General features: G+C 37.4%; 17 protein-coding genes. 8 read left to right on the forward strand and 9 right to left on the reverse strand.

All coding sequences use genetic code 11. The features are described from left to right. Positions 1 to 3 precede the first annotated feature (3 nt). The 4 genes from AR334_RS06925 to AR334_RS06940 are packed head-to-tail and all read right to left on the reverse strand — an operon-like array spanning position 4 to position 2,888. Entirely contained in the window at positions 4 to 675 is a 672-nt protein-coding gene (locus AR334_RS06925) for a response regulator transcription factor (RefSeq protein ID WP_066307246.1), read from the reverse strand. Between the two features lie 40 nt (positions 676 to 715). Further along, positions 716 to 1,546 carry an RnfABCDGE type electron transport complex subunit D gene (locus AR334_RS06930; protein ID WP_156431197.1) on the reverse strand — a complete coding sequence of 277 codons (831 nt, stop codon included), beginning with the start codon at positions 1,544 to 1,546 and terminating at the stop codon, positions 716 to 718. Continuing rightward, complete coding sequence (locus AR334_RS06935; protein WP_066307248.1) at positions 1,547 to 2,419, reverse strand: FAD:protein FMN transferase; 873 nt, start codon at positions 2,417 to 2,419, stop codon at positions 1,547 to 1,549. It lies immediately after the preceding gene. A gap of 4 nt (positions 2,420 to 2,423) precedes the next feature. Beyond that, positions 2,424 to 2,888, reverse strand: a complete 465-nt coding sequence (locus tag AR334_RS06940) for an FMN-binding protein (protein WP_066307250.1) — start codon at positions 2,886 to 2,888, stop codon at positions 2,424 to 2,426. Positions 2,889 to 4,002: 1,114 nt separating this feature from the next. Between AR334_RS06940 and AR334_RS06945 the strand changes: the two genes are divergently transcribed. Together AR334_RS06945 and AR334_RS06950 are read left to right on the forward strand one after the other, a co-directional pair. Further along, positions 4,003 to 4,470, forward strand: coding sequence for a cupin domain-containing protein (locus AR334_RS06945; RefSeq protein WP_066307253.1), 468 nt, complete (start codon positions 4,003 to 4,005; stop codon positions 4,468 to 4,470). 274 nt (positions 4,471 to 4,744) lie between these two features. Further along, the gene (locus tag AR334_RS06950; protein ID WP_066307254.1) at positions 4,745 to 5,539 is read left to right on the forward strand and encodes a putative protein N(5)-glutamine methyltransferase; all 795 of its coding nucleotides are present in this window, start codon (positions 4,745 to 4,747) and stop codon (positions 5,537 to 5,539) included. 189 nt (positions 5,540 to 5,728) lie between these two features. Here the strand turns inward: AR334_RS06950 and AR334_RS06955 are convergent, their stop codons facing one another. Next, on the reverse strand, positions 5,729 to 5,956 hold the full coding sequence (locus AR334_RS06955; protein ID WP_066307255.1) for a heterocycloanthracin/sonorensin family bacteriocin: 228 nt from the start codon (positions 5,954 to 5,956) through the stop codon (positions 5,729 to 5,731). 562 nt (positions 5,957 to 6,518) lie between these two features. On the opposite strand from AR334_RS06955, the gene AR334_RS06960 reads away from it, so the two are divergent. The 3 genes from AR334_RS06960 to AR334_RS06970 are packed head-to-tail and all read left to right on the forward strand — an operon-like array spanning position 6,519 to position 8,296. Then, a complete protein-coding gene (locus AR334_RS06960) occupies positions 6,519 to 6,764 on the forward strand; it encodes a hypothetical protein (protein ID WP_066307260.1) in 246 nt (81 codons plus the stop codon). A gap of 3 nt (positions 6,765 to 6,767) precedes the next feature. Further along, positions 6,768 to 7,280, forward strand: a complete 513-nt coding sequence (locus AR334_RS06965) for a GrpB family protein (protein ID WP_066307263.1) — start codon at positions 6,768 to 6,770, stop codon at positions 7,278 to 7,280. Between the two features lie 29 nt (positions 7,281 to 7,309). Beyond that, positions 7,310 to 8,296, forward strand: coding sequence for a hypothetical protein (locus AR334_RS06970; protein ID WP_066307265.1), 987 nt, complete (start codon positions 7,310 to 7,312; stop codon positions 8,294 to 8,296). 169 nt (positions 8,297 to 8,465) lie between these two features. Here AR334_RS06970 and AR334_RS06975 read toward each other — a convergent pair whose 3' ends face one another. The 3 genes from AR334_RS06975 to AR334_RS06985 form a co-directional block, all read right to left on the reverse strand. Beyond that, positions 8,466 to 9,233 (reverse strand): SurA N-terminal domain-containing protein, encoded by a 768-nt coding sequence (locus tag AR334_RS06975; protein ID WP_066307267.1) that lies wholly within the window; start codon positions 9,231 to 9,233, stop codon positions 8,466 to 8,468. Between the two features lie 517 nt (positions 9,234 to 9,750). Then, complete coding sequence (locus tag AR334_RS06980; RefSeq protein ID WP_066307269.1) at positions 9,751 to 11,130, reverse strand: MFS transporter; 1,380 nt, start codon at positions 11,128 to 11,130, stop codon at positions 9,751 to 9,753. A 64-nt stretch (positions 11,131 to 11,194) separates the two neighbouring features. Next, entirely contained in the window at positions 11,195 to 11,785 is a 591-nt protein-coding gene (locus tag AR334_RS06985; protein WP_066307271.1) for a TetR/AcrR family transcriptional regulator, read from the reverse strand. Positions 11,786 to 12,127: 342 nt separating this feature from the next. Here AR334_RS06985 and AR334_RS06990 point away from each other — a divergent pair, with 342 nt between their 5' ends. Beyond that, on the forward strand, positions 12,128 to 12,517 hold the full coding sequence (locus AR334_RS06990) for an ACT domain-containing protein (RefSeq protein ID WP_066307273.1): 390 nt from the start codon (positions 12,128 to 12,130) through the stop codon (positions 12,515 to 12,517). 60 nt (positions 12,518 to 12,577) lie between these two features. Next, entirely contained in the window at positions 12,578 to 13,459 is an 882-nt protein-coding gene (locus AR334_RS06995; protein WP_066307275.1) for a PhzF family phenazine biosynthesis protein, read from the forward strand. Positions 13,460 to 13,658: 199 nt separating this feature from the next. On the opposite strand, the gene AR334_RS07000 is transcribed toward AR334_RS06995, so the two are convergent. Beyond that, on the reverse strand, positions 13,659 to 14,141 hold the full coding sequence (locus AR334_RS07000) for a nucleoside deaminase (protein WP_066307279.1): 483 nt from the start codon (positions 14,139 to 14,141) through the stop codon (positions 13,659 to 13,661). Between the two features lie 343 nt (positions 14,142 to 14,484). On the opposite strand from AR334_RS07000, the gene AR334_RS07005 reads away from it, so the two are divergent. Beyond that, positions 14,485 to 16,347 (forward strand): FUSC family protein, encoded by a 1,863-nt coding sequence (locus AR334_RS07005; protein ID WP_253701198.1) that lies wholly within the window; start codon positions 14,485 to 14,487, stop codon positions 16,345 to 16,347. Positions 16,348 to 16,459 lie beyond the last annotated feature (112 nt).

Raw genomic sequence — 16,459 nt, forward strand, 5'->3', positions numbered from 1 at the left:
CTTTTACTCCTTCAACATGTATCCCACGCCTCGAACGGTTCGAATTAAACCATCATAATTGAAGGGAGCTAATTTTTTCCTAAGATAATGGATGTAGAGTTCTACAATTGCATCAGTTGTCTCTGATTCAAGTCCCCAAACTCGTTGAAAAAGCTGGTCTTTTGTTAAGATTTGCTCTTTATTTTGAATGAGATAATAAAGTAATTCGTACTCTTTTATCGTTAGTTTTAATGCATCCCCGTTTATAAATCCCTCATGCTGGCTGGTATCTAACCGAATAGGACCATACGTTATTTTACCTTCAATTCCAATCTTACCGGCACGGCGCAAGATTGACCGGACCCTTGCTAAAAGCTCCTCCGTCGCAAAGGGCTTAACGATATAATCATCTGCTCCTAAATCCAGGCCATGAACTTTATCCTCTATCCTGTCTTTTGCAGTAAGAAATAATGTGGGTGTTTTGCAGCCTACACTTCGTAATTTTTTCATAACCGTGTAGCCATCCATAATTGGCAGCATGATATCAAGCGTTATAAGATCGTAATCATTTAGTGAGGCCATAAGATAGCCTTCTTCCCCGTCTTTTGCCTGTTCCACTTGGTACTGCTCTTCCTCTAATATTTTTAAAATGATTCTTCTTAAGGGTAAATCATCTTCTATAACCAATACCCGCATGACTATCCATCATCTCCCAACTTTATTGTTAGTATATTGTTCATTTTCCAAGAACTCTATGTCTGGAATTGACTCTTTGCATTTTAACAGCAGATTTTGCAGAAATTGATTTTTTATTTAAATAACTATAAAGATTTCCGATAAAGGCCCCGATATACAAATAAGTTAACCCTCCATACAACCTATAAACAATGGTGCCTGACACCGCAGCAAGAATACCAAAAATAACCTGGTCTTTATTTTTCGCTGGTGATGTCGGCGGATCTGTAAGCATAAAAAAGGCAAAAAATAGAGCAGCATTGATAAATGGCGGACGAAGTGCATCAGATGCATCACCGATATGAAGAAGGCCCATGAAAAATAGCAAGACAAAAGATGTTCCCAAATAGGCAAGTACTTGAGGGAATTTGTTTACCCTGTCAGTTACAAAATAACCGCCAATCAAAATAAAAATAACCGTCCATACTGGCAAGTCTCCAAAAGCTCCCCACCAGCTTTGACCTGTTTGAAAGATAAAGATGGATAGGAATAATCCAAATGCTGCTGGATTAAAAATGGGTTTCTTCTTATAAACTAAGAGATGCTTAGACAAAGTAGCCAAAAAGGCAGTGGCGGCTACAACGGGCCATGAGGTTGTAAAACTTAATATCAATGAAATAATTAAACCAGTAATAACGGTGCTGTCACGACTGCTTTTTCGTTTAAAGATGGTGCAGTAGATGTAATCTGTCAATAGAGCTGTCCCAACAGCAATCAAACTAGTTATGATACCCATCCAGGTTATTGTACCGATTGATGCGATGACCAAATAAAGAGACATGGCAATCGAAACATATCCCTTAGGTGTTTTCATCCATTTCTTTGCTCCCAATTAAAACCCTCCTATTCTCTTTATCTGTAATTCTGGTGTCATGAGTAATCCCTTTAGTTCAAGTTCTTGCATAACGATTTCCCCTCCAGGTAAAAAGGCAACGGTAGAAAAAGCATCTGCCATCATCGTATAAGGTGCAATAACACTGCAGCTAACCCATTCATTTGGGGAGCTATTCGTTTTGGGATTCATAATATGATGTTTCCCCTTATTCAACGGGCTCACCCGCTCATAACTGCCCGAGGTACAGATGGCTTCATTGGAAATTTGAATCGTTTCAATGATTTGATCTTTTTGATAGGGATGCTGAATCCCTATTGTCCACTTGTTATAACTTTCTTCTACTCCACCTGCAAATAGGTCACCGCCGGCATTCACAATAAACCCTTCAAATTCCTTCAATTCATTAACAGCCAAGTCGATTGCAAACCCTTTGGCCACAGCTCCTAAATCAATGACCAATGGTTTTTTGATTGTTACTGTTCGGGTTTCAGGATTTAGAACGATGTCCTGATAATCAACAGATTCGTCTGAAAAGGATTGTATTCTCTCACCTGTTAAATAATGGCGATTAAATCCCTCCTCCTCCATGATTTTGCCTAACGTAGGATCAAATAATCCATCTGTTAATTTAGCCACTTCTATCGCAAAAAATAGAGGCTCATATAAAAACGGACTAATTTCCACAGGTGTTTTGGCCTTTTGGCATGCCAGCATCAACTCGCTCGAAGCGGTAAAGCGGCTGCAGGTTTGCTCTACTTTTTGAAAGGCTGCAAATGCACGGTTTATCTTTTCTTCTATTTCTTCCGATGGTTTTCTAGAGATCACTTCAATTTCTACAACAGTGTCCATATATAATTTGGTTTTCCTCATCGTTTTAACCTTGATTGGTTTTGGCCTGGTCCAGCGCCTGCTGTACCGCATCTTCAAATGCTTGAGTGCTATAAGTTGCCCCGGATACATTGGTCACTTGAGCACTTTGAGCCTGAAGTACTTCATCAGGGAGACCAACCACGTCCCTTTCCGAATAATGCATGGCAAAATCGCTAATCTCAACATCCGTAATCGTGTCATTTTTAATCGTTACTTGAACACCAATCGAACCGCGTCTGTTCCATCCGGAACCTGTAAATGTTCCATCTTTATATATCCTGTTCGATTGAGTGACCTTTTGAGTATTGCTTGTGTTGTCACTATTTGTGTAATATGTTTGAATTTTATTCTCTATATGAAGTGGTTGTCCCTGAGCAGCATTTGTTTCCGTTGTAAAATAACCTGCTACATATACAGCTGCAACCGCTGTTGAACAAAGGAGTACCCACTTTTTGTCCTTTTTTTTCATACGATAATCCTCCTAATAACACTATTTGTTACTGAGAACAGTATAACCGGCCAATCTTAGAATTTTCTTAGAAAAGATAAAAAAACAAACCGTTTGTATGAATGGATGATAGCTAAATTCCAAAAAAACCACTCCCTATTTTGTTATAGGAAATGGTTTTACTAATAATATAAAATAATCTTTTGAGACTAATAGCTGTCGGATGATAATACAACATGCCACTAGTAAAATGAAAGTGTGTAATTTCTTTAATAAGGTGTACTAAATGTGAGAAGGCTTACTTTTCCTCTGTTACTACCAATTGCGCTCTAGCATTAAAAAATGATCGATAACCAGATTTAAGAATAAAATAATACTAATAGAAAACGTTTCAGTAATACCTAACATAATCGAGAATAACCCCTGTCATCATCCCTGGTAAAAAGATAATCCGCTCCTAACATCAGTAACGCTTCAACCAATGAAAAAAGAGGCATCCCAAAAGTTTGCGCAACTCATGAGAAACCTCTAAATTTTTGAGAGAAATGGTAGCAAAATGTTATAGTTAATTTTAAATGTTTTTTTCCTTTACATGTCTTTTTAATAAATCGTAATGTTCCATCACTAATTTCAAACATAATGATTACTCTCCCCTGGGGTATCCATTATTTATAAAATATTAAAGATGATTAATTGCTTCATAATTATAAATTTACCATATTCGCATTAAATAGTATAAATTTTCCAACAGAAGAATCACTTTCCTTATTCAACTAAACTGCACCGTTCAATAAAAAAATGCGATTCAACTTAAGGTAGAAACGCATTCGTAGAAAAAAGCTAAATTAATGCATCTAAACTAATTTAACCCATAAACTTACTTTCTCAACTAAAGGGTTTTTTTCTTCGCATTCTAATAATGCTGGATCAGCATTTTTTGCCAATCCCCATTCCTCTATAATTATTTCTGATTAACATTCCAAATGAACCAGATTTTCCCCTTTATTACTTTCTATATATCATTTAAGCCCATTGGCATGTCGTCTCGTCTTAATTAAAAGTTCAACAAGAATATGAGTGTATCAGAAAGCATATTAATATTCCGAGGTTTAAAATCCTGGGGGAGGTCGAAATTTTGGATACACCATTTTTCCGTCGGGCATCTGGTGATAACACCATTTTGTTTTTAGGAAACAAAGTTTCTGTCTTAGTTAGCGGAGAAGATACAGCAGGCAGGTATGCGACTTTTTTAACGGAGGAAAGAAAAGGGTTTGAACCACCACCACACACTCATATGAGAGAAGATGAAACTTTTTATATTCTTGAAGGTCAAATAACTTACTATTTAGATGATACTGTTATTCACGCTACTCCGGGAACATATGTATATGCTCCTAAAGGGATTAGACATACCTTTAAAGTTGACACTGAAACGGCAAAAGTATTACTAACTGTTTACCCTTCTGGATTCGAGCAGTTTGTTCATGAACTTAGTGAACCTCTACCCGACCAATTACCTCCAGCCCCAGATGGCCCCCCTAGCCCTGAAGAAATTCAAAAATTGACTTCGATAGCTGCGAAATACGGGATCGTGATGAAATAAAGAATAATGTTGCGTTCTAGTGGTAAATAGCCTCATTTATTAACTCGAAAAATTTCCATTCAAAAAATGGGAGTTATTTATTGTTGCTAGATTTTTAAAAAATCCATCTAAACGGATTGAGTGCTTGAATTCAAGAGTGGGATTGCTACGGCTATCCCATTTTTCTTCTTCAAAAACTGAGGGAGTTAATGAAGGACAATGATATTATTTCTAGAATAAAAAAGGATAAATAACTTGCGATTAAGGAAACGGAGAGATTCATACGAAAGTTAATTTGTTTCTCAATAATAAAACTGAAAAAAGCATAATTAATAAACTACGGAGCGAGGGTTGTGTCTTTGCTGAAGAAGAAGCCCAGTTACTTATGTTTGAGGCTGGGAATATAGAGGAACTAATGAATATGGTAGAACTACGAGTAAGTGGTTTACCGCTAGAATACGTGCTTGGGTTTACAAGGTTTTGCGACCTACGAATAGAGGTAGAACAGGGAGTTTTTATACCACGTCGACGTACAGAGTTTCTGGTTCATCAAGCAAAAATTTTAACCCACCCAAATGATATTGTTTTGGATTTATGTTGCGGGTCTGGGGCTGTTGGTGCTGCCATAGCAACCGACCTGAAAAAAATTTTATTACACTCCGTTGATATTGACCCCGTTGCTGTACGATGTGCTTCCCGTAACATAACTAAGATTAGTGGTCACGTTTATCAAGGTGACTTATATGATGCATTACCCCATTCATTGAGAGGGCAAGTGAACATCATAGTGGCTAACGCACCTTACGTTCCTACTGACTCAGTAAATCTCCTTCCCCGAGAGGCACGTTTATATGAACCACAAGTGGCACTTAACGGAGGAAAGGATGGACTAAACCTTCACCGTAAGATAGCGGAGGAGGCTCTCCACTGGCTTGTTCCTGGGGGGCATCTATTGATAGAGACGAGCGAAATGCAGGGTGCAAGAACCTTTCAAATCTTTGTCAAAGCTGGTCTAATTACCAAAATAGTTAGAGATGAAGAATTGGATGCCACAGTTGTTATTGGAACAAATCTGTCTAAGAGTCACTAAAAAACAAGTTTGTAATTCAGCTAAACGGGGGCTTTTGCTAAATTATCAAAAAGCCAATAATATGCAAGTTTTTATTTATTTCTTGTATATTATCGGCTTTTTTACATAAATAAACATATTGCCCTAAACAGGATTTCATATTAAGAATTTTTTTTTGAGATTTACCAACCTCCAAAACTGCTAAAACAACTAAATAAAGCCAAACCCTCCACACATCATGCCGCCACACATCATGCCGCCACACATCATGCCGCCGCACATCATGCCACCGCACATCATGCCACCCCACATCATGCCACCGCAAGGCATACCGACAAATATTCGCGAGTCCTGACTTCGAGGATACATAGGAATTAACTGACCAACTTGGAAATGATCCATTCCCAAAGTCTGAAGTTGATTTGGAAAATTGAGCATTTTTACCACCCCTGTTTATTTAATCATTAGGTTAAAATGACACCTAACAAGAGAATTAAACGAAGAAAATATATCAGCAATGTGTAATGAAGAGATACTTCGTGTACTCTCTTCAACAAATTATGCTTCCATTTAGGTGGCTGTTACTGGTTTAAAAGCCTATTTTATGGTCAAATACTCATAAAATGTTGTGTCTGGAAGAAACGATGGCGGCAATTTCATTCAACTTGTTTTCATTCCCAACGAAGGTGTGCTAACAGAAGAATTAGTTCATTTAAGAGTAACAAGTGGAAGGATATTTTGTGATGTTGGTCGAATATAACCCTTGCCCCCTTTCCATAAGGGGATGGAAGGTAAATTATTAAATAGAGACGATGTTAGCGCTGTATAGGCGCACCTAAGTCTTATATTCTTCCTAGGATTATGTTTTCTATTGTCATTTATTGCGTATATTCAGAAATAAAAAAACACGAAAAGACTCAATAATAAGGATATCGCCATGGGTGCGGTTCAGTAATTTTAAGTATTAATGTGGCGAGTGGAGAAGGATGATAAAAGTATAGTGAATAATATCGATAAAAGGAATCGGTTGGGGGACGAACCTTTTAAGTTTCGCGTGACAAAAGATAATACGGTCTTTTTGGATTATTATGGTAGACAAGTAAAAGTCTTAAAAGGAACAGAAGCAGAAAAATTTCTAAAGAGAATAAAAGCTGCCGAAAGTACAACGGAAGAACAATTAATAATGGCGAAGATAACTGGAAATTTCAAAAGGGGTAATGAACGAAAAACGGAAGGAAACCAATAATATATGACAAAACCGTTTGTTAAACTTACTGAATATAACCCGGACTGGGAAAAACAATTCGAATATGAGAAAAATAGAATTGTTGGTGTTTTAGATCATAATGTTATTGGGATTGAACATATTGGAAGCACTTCAATAAAGGGATTAGCGGCGAAACCAATCATTGACATTATGGTAGGTGTACGAGATTTAGATGAAGTATCTGATTTTGTTCGTCCTTTAAGTGAAATCGAGTATGAATATGTGCCTAAACCTGAGTTTAATGATCGAAGGTTTTTTAGGAAGGGATTATGGGGACAGAGCACTTGTCATCTACATATCTGTGAATTTAACGGCATGGAGTGGGTAGAAAAATTATTGTTTCGTGATTACCTAAGGTTACACCCTCAAGCAGCTGAAGAGTACGCTTCTTTGAAAAAAAAACTTGCTTCTATATATCAGTTCGATCGACCAGCCTATACGAAGAAAAAAGAACCATTTATTAAGACTATTATAGAAAAAGCCATGAAGGAATAATATAGTTCATAAGTGGGGGGATAGTTGATATGGGAGAGCTGGATCATAGGTTAAATCCATCCATATTGGAAGATGGGTTAGCCATCATCTCGTTATGCAAAAAACAAACAGGTGACATTTGGCAGGCTCATTTAGGTGCGGCAGCGATTGGCAGTTACTTTTTTGTTAAAAATAATCACAATCTAAGTCAGGAACTTGCCCAGCTTGTCTTTACTCAAGCCGAATCGATGGCTAATAAGGTATTGGAGAGGAACAACGAAAGACATCTTTCCTTTTGCGATGAGAACAGTGCCGTATCGGCTATACTTGAAGCGCTCGATAAATCGATCGATCAGCTTCATTGGGTTGGACATAACGTCATATACACCGCAGCGAGTTTATTGGCCATAAATGAACTTGAGGGCTGGGGAAGTGCTGAGGATATTGCTGGAATAACTGATCTCATTCAATCGTTTGAAAGGACTATTCCTGGAAGATCATGGATCGGATTTACTACTTCTGAAGTAAAAAAGATGGTCATTACGGAGGAAGACGGATTTCCGCCCATATCAAAACCGTGTGAACTTTCCTTACTCGTTCTGGAAGAATTAGCCCAGTTCCCTATCATTTATCGAGCCGAATCGCATCATGATTTGATTGGACACATGCTAACCTTTTCACATGCGTTAAACATCTTGTTTGACCTTGGGCATACCTCTTTTTTCAAGCGAGGATTACTGCCTGTTCTTAAATTGATTAAAGTTCTAAGGAGTACTAGAAACATTAATCCTGAGGATTCAATCAAGTTGGTTTCGCCTATCGACCGCCTGCCTTTACAGCCAGCAAAACGAGCGAACGAGCTTCCGACTGAGATTAAATTTTGGAAAAAGGACTATAGTAAGCAAGATTGGGATTATGGTCACATTTTTAAATTCTCCAATAGCTTTTACGACCATTTACGCCGTGTGGAGCAATTGAAAGAGTCGTATTTTGAAAACTTCCGGTTTATAATTGCCCAGTCGTCACAATTTGAATGACTGAAATGATTAGAGATATAAAACTTTAAAATCGGTTGTGAAGTATTGTATTAAATTACTGGTGGCTTTAACAAAAGAAGGAATAAAAATATAGAGCCTAAAATAGGCAAGTTTTTATACACCACTTGCGTATTTTGGCTCTTTTTGATACTGCCATTACTAGCATTTTTTAAATCTTAATATCAATCTTCGCATTTTTCTTTAACTCTTCAACCTGCTGAACGAGTTTTTCCTGCTGTTTTTGCTGTTGAAGCGATTGTTGGATTTGCGGTTTTACATCTTCAAGCTTTGGAACTTCTTGTCCAGCACTCTTTCCTTGTTCCACATATTGGTCATACGTTTTTTGAATTTCTTCATCGGTAATTTCACCAGCCGGCATTTCTTTCTCAAAATACTGATTAAGTTTAATCTCGTCAGCTATTTGAGATTTAAGTTTCTTCATATCCATTCCGGATTTTTGAAGAGCAGCTTCAAATTCTTTGTCTGTTTTAAACTGTTTTTTTATTCCGTCCAGCTGTTTATTAATATCTTCCTCTGAAACTTTATAGTTTTTTTTATCTGCCTCTTGAAGAAGAAGCGTTTGCCCAACTAAGCTATCAATAGTTTGGTTTTTCGCTTGCTCTGCAGCTTCTTTAGACGTCGGGTCTTGTCCCATTTGCAGCATTTGTCCTTGTATAGATGATAAAACGCTATTATAGTCGCTTCCTAAAATTTCTTTATCATTCACTAAGGCAACCATTTTCTTTTCATCTATTTGCTGTGCTTTTAATTTCTTTTGCATTTCATCCATTTGCTTTTGCTGTTCCTTCTGCTGAGCGGTTTCCCCTGTTTTTGCTTTATCATTATTTTTAGCTTCTTTACTTGCTTCATTTCCTCCGCATGCTGCTAAAACAACGACCATTAGGCCGGTTATAAATGTAAACATCATTTTTTTCATGACCGATCTCCTTCCTTAAGCTAGAAGTATAAATTTCTTCTAAAAAAAGCATCTAGTGCGAATTATAAAGTTAATCTTATGAAAAAGAAACCTTATGCGCTCTTTTTTAATATTTATAACAGGATTGAAATATTTTAGAAGTAGAGTAACGGGCAAGCAAATTTTATTGTGCTTGGCTCTTTTTTTCTTCATACAATCGGTAAGAGTGTTCGCACATATGGTTGAGGGATCAGGTTAAGCACCCGAGCTGGTAAATAGACGGAAAAAATCCGCTTAATTAGAAATTAGTTTTAAAAAAGGCTTAAATAGAAGGAGATTTTCCGCTTATTTACTCGAAAAACGGAAAAATAGGAGATTTTCCTTTGCTTAATCGGAAAACCTCCGCTTATTTGCCCCGAATCTAGTTATATTCTACAGTTAACCGGAAAAGCTCCGCTTATTTTACTTTTGCTGGTTACTCGATTAAGGACAAGACACCGCACTTTTCCAAACGAACTGAGTCGAATGTTTCTTGGGCTTATTTCTGATTAACAAATTTTCCTTTATGCTTTTCATTGATTTTTCTCAACTTGTAAACAATTAAAATAACAACATGCAGGATAACCAATACAAAGAAAATGTTACTGTATATTGTACCCATTGATGAGTGTAGCAATGGATTCCACGAACTACGCGTTTCAATATCAACGGCTCTCCCATATATCCCGATTGCAATCGAGCCTGAAATGAAATTTTGCATCATGAGCAGGCCCATTCCAATACCTGCATGCTCCTTTGGCAATGGTATTGAGATTGATTTAGACATGGCAATCATCATAAAAGATTGGCCGACATTGCCCATGATTAGAAATAGCGCAATGAACCAAGCACTCGAACCGATGAAAGTTGAAAGCAAGAAAAAACACAGTATTAATAAACTTGATGCAAGAAAAAATAAATAGGATGTTCCCTTTGAATCCGCAAGCTTTCCACCTTGTCTATTCAATATGGCAGATGCAGCAGCAGCGGGTACCATCGCGAATCCAATCAAGCTGGCAGGGAGTTTTTGTACATCTGCTAGAAATAAAGGAGTTAGAAAAAATAGTGAATAACCCATTCCTGTTATGAAAAACGCTAACACTAAATTAGATGAATACTTTTTGTTCTTAAATAACTCAGGCTGAACAAAAGGTTGCTTCACAGAGTGAATTCGAATGATGAATAAAATCGAAGCAACAATCCCCCCGATCAACCAACCTGCATCGTTCGTTACACCTAATAAAATTTGAGTGACCGCTAAGGCTAATAATGCACCGCCTAACCAATCAAGATTCGTATCGGCGCCTTTCTCATCTCCTAAATATTTAAAATAAAACGGCAACGTCAAAAGAAGGAATAGAGGGATGCAGAAAAGCCAACGCCAATCCACAGCACTGACAACCAATGCAGAAATAACAGGGCCAAGTGCACTACCTAAAGCCGTTCCTACAAACACCGTCCCCATCGCTGTACCTCTCCGTTCAATAGGAAAATATCGTATTGGAATAAGAGTTGCAGTCGCAGGAATCGTCGCCGCACCAGCTGCTTGTAAACACCTTGCAACGAGTAAAAGCCAATAGGATGTAGAAAAGAAACCTAGTAATGAAGCGAAACTAAAAAGAATCAACCCAAAGGTTAATAAATTTTTCAGTTGAAACCGATCTGCTAATTTTCCATAAATCGCTGTTCCAATCCCATATATAAGGGTATAGGCCGAAGTAACCCAGCTTACTTGAGAATTTGTGAGCTGAAATTCTTCGCTTATCAGAGGGAGAACAAAGTTGAAGAGTAATATACTCATAGAGGAGAAAGTGACCGTGAGCATCATAATAATTAATAACCTTTCGCTCGCTTGCTTTTTTATCATGTTTTCCATCATTTATTCCTCCTTTGCAAAATAAGGGAAAGTCTGTACTGACTGACATTTTAAAGTAAAAAACATACTAGGGAGTTAATCCCCTAGTAAATAATGCAACACTTTCTTCGATTAATTTGGCGAACTTTTCATCCGTAAACGCGGGGTCTTCGTTCATTCTTCCATGTGCTAATCCAAAATTCAAATAAAGAAAGGTAATTGCCATTCTCTCTGCATCAAAAGGACCCATTTTCTCTCTACGTTTCATTTCTGCAAAATAGTTAGTTAAAAATTCTTTTAATGCCTGAGGGTGTCTGTGTGAATACTGGTGCAAGCCAGGAACATTTTCCCCTATTTTCATAATGATTCGGAGCATTTTTCGGTTACGATGCATGATCCTATGATAATTCTGGCTAATTAACAGTAAGTCTTCTTTGAAGCTCCAGGTAAGCTTACTATCAAAAATGGCACGCATTTCCTCAGCATAATGATATCGGTCAATTGCTTGCTCTAATAAGTTTTGCTTACTTTGAAAATGTCTAAAAAGTGTTTTTTCACTAAAGCCAGCTTCCTTTGCAATTTCCTCTGTTGTAACCCCGTTATATCCGTTTTTAGAAAAAAGGTCTATCGCGGCAGTAATGATTTTTTCTGTTGTATCCTGTTTTCGATTTGAAGCCATGACTCCTGGTTCAACCCCTTCTAGGAATGTCAGTACTGACTGACTTTATTGTATTCATTTTTGAAAAATATGTCAAACAACAAATTGTTCTAATTTACAAAAATGCGATGGGTGTACCCTGTTTCCGAAATCAGAAATTTTTTTATGCAGCCTTCAATAATCATTTATCACAAGGTTGGAAAGATATACCACAAAACCGCCCCGCTCGCTTAATTAGAACTATTTATTAAGTTGCTCATTATACATACTAAGCTGGCGCTTCTTTAACTATTGGGGAGCTTTGTTTAACAAAGGTTTGAAAGTTTCAATGGTATAATAATTTTCATAAGGGGTGCTAAAAATATGAAATTAACAATTTTAAATTCAACTTTTTCCGTTGTGAAATTGCCACCAAATGAACCATTACCATTGTGGGCAATAAAATCCGATGTATTTTTTTCTATTACCCGAACAGTTGAAGAACTGTCTATCGTGTGTCCTTCTGAGTGTTTACCATTGAATGAAGTATTTAAGGATGCTGAAAATGATTGGAAGTGCATGAAAGTAGAGGGAGTTTTAGACTTTAACTTAACTGGAATATTAGCTTCATTAGCGAATCCGTTAGCCGAAAATAACATCAGCATCTTTGCTATTTCCACCTTCAATACGGACTACCTGCTTATTAAAAGCCATTCCATTGAAAAGGCAAAAGTCATATTAGAGAATGAAGGTCACACTTTTACCGATATGTAAAAAACTTTATTGAATGGCATGTTATATAAACTATTACAGTCAAAGGTGGCCATAGAAATAATGGGGAAAATTAATTATTCCATTGTGGATGTTTTTTCACAAGGAAAATATACAGGAAATCAACTGGCTGTTTTTAAGAATGCTGAAAACCTTTCAGATCATAAAATGCAACAAATAGCCAAGGAGATTAATTATTCAGAGACTGCTTTTATTTTATCAGATACGAAAAAAAATGATGGTTATGATGTTCGTATTTTTACACCTAATGAAGAGGTTCCTTTTGCTGGACACCCGACTTTAGGAACTGCCTATATCATTCAAAATGAAATAATAGGGAAACCAGTAGAAAAACTCACTTTAAATTTTAAAGCAGGACAGATTCCCGTAACATTTGATCAACAAGAACAAATACTTTGGATGAAACAAAATAAACCCACATTTGGTGGTATTTTTGATAAAAATGTAATTTCAAATGTTTTAAATTTAGATAAAAAGTACATAGACGATCGATTTCCAATCCAGGAGGTTTCAACAGGACTTCCTGTGATTGTTGTCCCTTTAAAATCTTTAGAAGCAAGTAAAAAAGTTAGAATAAATAAAGAAAAATACTATGAGTTAATTGAACATACTGATGCAAAAGCAATTATGGTCTTCTCCCCTGAAACATATTGTGTCGAGAATCATTTAAACGTTCGAGACTTTGCAGATTATTTTGGGATTCCAGAAGATGCAGCTACCGGAAGTTCTAATGGATGTTTAGCTTCTTACTTGGTAAAATATCGGTATTTTGATACAAATGAAATTAATATTCGTGTAGAACAAGGATATGAAATGAAAAGACCCTCTTTATTGTTTTTAAAGGCAAGTGATGAAAACGGTGAAATTGTAGTATATGTAGGAGGAAAAGTAGAAAAAATGGCCCAGGGCGAATGGTTCCTATAGTCACTCATCTTCCTTTGTCATTTAGCTTTATCGCGAATTGCCTCGTACACGAAACAAAAAAGCTGCCAGAAAAATGGTAGCCTTCTTGCGAAATATACTAGGTTCTTGCTAAAGGAGAGTAGCAAGATACATTAAGTATTATCGACCATTATCTAAATATGGTCTAGCAAATTTGACACAAATTTATGGCGCGATATGTTCAACTTCTCCTTGCGTAAAACTGACGATGGAGTTGACGAACTTCTTCTGCTAGTTCAGGAACAGGTCCATCTATTGTGGTATCACGAATAACATCTTGAATGGGAAGATTCCGAACGCGCGATGGAGTAACCCCCATTTCACTCAACCACTGTACTAGCTGTTCGGACGAACTTGCATAAACGATTCGACCTAAACCAACCCAACCGTGAGCCGCAGCGCACATAGGGCAGTGTTCACCAGAGGTATATACTGTCGCCTTGCTTCTTTCCTCTTGTGTCATGTTGCTGGCTGCCCATCGCGCCAAAGCGAATTCAGGGTGTTGGGTATGGTCACCATCTGCAACATGGTTATGGTCTTCTGCTAGTACGTCTCCGTTGGCTGAGACAAGAACTGAACCAAATGGCTCGTCACCTTTCTCCAATGCAGTTTTTGCTAGTTCAATACAACGACGCAGATGCTTCAAATCCGAATCAGTTATCATAATTTTATCCTCCTCGTCCTTTCTTACTTTTTTCATCAATATTCCATAAACATACCATTAAAAGTTCATTTGTGAAACGAGTTTAAGACCTACTGCAGCCCTGTATAACAGATTGAATTATTAGAGAAGAGCCAAAAACAGGCAAGTATTAATACAAACTCTGTTTAATACGATTTCAGTTGTAAAGGGATAAACGATGGTGAACGAAGGAAACTCTATTTATAGAAGAAGTTTTTATTAAAAAAAATCAATTTAATATGGTTTTTCTATAGAAAGAAGTGATTTCGTTTTGGTTAAAAGCAAAAACTCTGAAGCCTTATCTATTTTGAAACAGGCTTTAACTGTGAACAGAAAGCCTTTTCCATGGGTAAAGGCCTTTTCCGCAGGATTAGCTGCAAGTCTTCCCGTTATGATTGGATTGCTCTTCGGTCATTTGGAGTATGGATTACTTGCTGGCTTGGGCGGCTTTACCTATTTGTACACGTTTACTATTCCATATGCGCAGCTGGCTAAAAAGCTGTTTGCTGTTGTCATCGGAATGACCTTGGTCACTATTTTAGGAACGCTCGCTGCTCCTTCCCCCCTAGCCATCGCTATTTTAATGGGACTAATCGGAGCCACAGTCCTGTTTATTTTTGGAGCCTTACAAATTACAGGGCCGTCTGCCATCTTTTTTCTTTTGGTTTTTGCAATGGTTTCAGGAATGCCGGCGGATCCAGGACTTGCTCCTGTACGGGCCCTTCTCGTCTTTCTTGGAGGGAGTCTATCGTGGGTAATCGCCATGGCTGGCTGGTTCTTTAACCCATATGGTGCAGAAGAAGGAGTCGTCAAAAGAGTGTATATCGAGTTAGCAAACTTTATGTACTCTGTCGGTACAAACCAATTTAATGAATCAAGACACAATATGATGTCTGTATTAAGGGAGGCAGATGAGACCCTTACTGCAGGGTATATTCCATGGCGAGAAACGGAGTTATTTAAACGGTTATATCTATTAAATCAACATGCCAATCATCTATTTATGTATATCACCGAATATTTTACAGATGCTCAAGAAAAATTGCCACAGGAATTAGGACAGACTGTCAGGCAGCTTGCCCATTCGTTTAATAAGAACAACAAAGGTGAGTATGAAAAGATTCTTCAGCCTAGTGAAATGGATGATCAGGTACGTCAGTTATTTGCAAAAGTGTATGACGCAGATGCGATCATGAATGAACCGATTACAAAAATTAATGCATCCATCCAACCATCCAAATTATCTCTAAAGACACTATTGGGCGGGGCTTTTGATAAAAACTCCACCGTTTTTATCACTTCCTTACGGTTTGGTATTATGACAATCATTGCTGCCATCATCGCCTTCCAGTTAGAATTGGCACGTTCTTATTGGGTTCCGTTATCCTGTGTAGCGGTCATGTCAGGTGCTACCTTAGTAGCCACACATCATCGTGCTATTCAAAGAGGGATTGGGACGGTCATTGGCATTATCATTGCTAGTTTGGTCCTTGCACTGGACCCATCCGGGTATATTATCGTCTTCTTTATCCTTCTATTGACATTTATAACAGAGCTTTTTATTGTGAAAAATTATGGTCTGGCCGCACTGTTTTTTACCCCGAATGCGCTTCTAATGGCTGAAAGTACATCGGTCGGTAATTTTAGCTTTGCTTATTTTGCTTCAGCGAGAATTTTAGATGTCGTGATTGGGAGCGTAATAGGTTTAATCGGTGTTTGGTTGATTGGGAGAAAGTCTGCATCCAGCCGGATTCCACATTTTATTGAAAAAACAATCCGGAGTCAGGCTCAATTCTTATTGGTTCTTTTCTCTGAACAGGGAAAAGGCTTTAATCCAAGAAAAAGTAAGGAATTGAGAAAGATGCAGATTAACGTAACGAATTTAAAAACATTATATAATACAGCTTTAGGTGAAATTCCGAAACAACGTGAATCCTTAGATTATTTTTGGCCCATTGTATTTTCTATCGAGCATTTAGCTTATCTCTTAGAGGATTGTTCAAAAGAGGAGAACCGTCCCATTCTTTCCGATCACGTACTTGCACAATTACTTTACGCTTGTGAAATGATGGCAAACTCAGCAACTCTACAACGTTCATCATTACAAAAAGTCATTCCGGAAATAAAAGGATATCCAACAATCACGAAAGAATTAATGAGTTTACAGAATTCGATCTATCATGCTTAGGAAGGTTTAAAGCGGAAGGATATTTTATGAAACTAGTCGAATATAATCCTTGCCCCTTTTTCATTAGGGGATCGGAGAAAAATTATTAAATAGAGATGATTAATAAAAAGTG

Source organism: Bacillus sp. FJAT-29814 (genome assembly GCF_001510715.1).
Classification (GTDB): domain Bacteria; phylum Bacillota; class Bacilli; order Bacillales; family Cytobacillaceae; genus Neobacillus.

Excerpts from the sequence above, each read along its gene's own strand:
- AR334_RS06985 (WP_066307271.1), bottom strand. The coding sequence starts at position 11,785 with ATGGCTTCAAATCGAAAACAGGATACAACAGAAAAAATCATTACTGCC.
- AR334_RS06980 (WP_066307269.1), bottom strand. The coding sequence starts at position 11,130 with ATGATGGAAAACATGATAAAAAAGCAAGCGAGCGAAAGGTTATTAATT.
- AR334_RS06925 (WP_066307246.1), bottom strand. The coding sequence starts at position 675 with ATGCGGGTATTGGTTATAGAAGATGATTTACCCTTAAGAAGAATCATT.
- AR334_RS07000 (WP_066307279.1), bottom strand. The coding sequence starts at position 14,141 with ATGATAACTGATTCGGATTTGAAGCATCTGCGTCGTTGTATTGAACTA.
- AR334_RS06955 (WP_066307255.1), bottom strand. The coding sequence starts at position 5,956 with ATGCTCAATTTTCCAAATCAACTTCAGACTTTGGGAATGGATCATTTC.
- AR334_RS06965 (WP_066307263.1), top strand. The coding sequence starts at position 6,768 with ATGACAAAACCGTTTGTTAAACTTACTGAATATAACCCGGACTGGGAA.
- AR334_RS06995 (WP_066307275.1), top strand. The coding sequence starts at position 12,578 with ATGGGGAAAATTAATTATTCCATTGTGGATGTTTTTTCACAAGGAAAA.
- AR334_RS06975 (WP_066307267.1), bottom strand. The coding sequence starts at position 9,233 with ATGAAAAAAATGATGTTTACATTTATAACCGGCCTAATGGTCGTTGTT.
- AR334_RS06970 (WP_066307265.1), top strand. The coding sequence starts at position 7,310 with ATGGGAGAGCTGGATCATAGGTTAAATCCATCCATATTGGAAGATGGG.
- AR334_RS06940 (WP_066307250.1), bottom strand. The coding sequence starts at position 2,888 with ATGAAAAAAAAGGACAAAAAGTGGGTACTCCTTTGTTCAACAGCGGTT.
- AR334_RS06935 (WP_066307248.1), bottom strand. The coding sequence starts at position 2,419 with ATGAGGAAAACCAAATTATATATGGACACTGTTGTAGAAATTGAAGTG.
- AR334_RS06990 (WP_066307273.1), top strand. The coding sequence starts at position 12,128 with ATGAAATTAACAATTTTAAATTCAACTTTTTCCGTTGTGAAATTGCCA.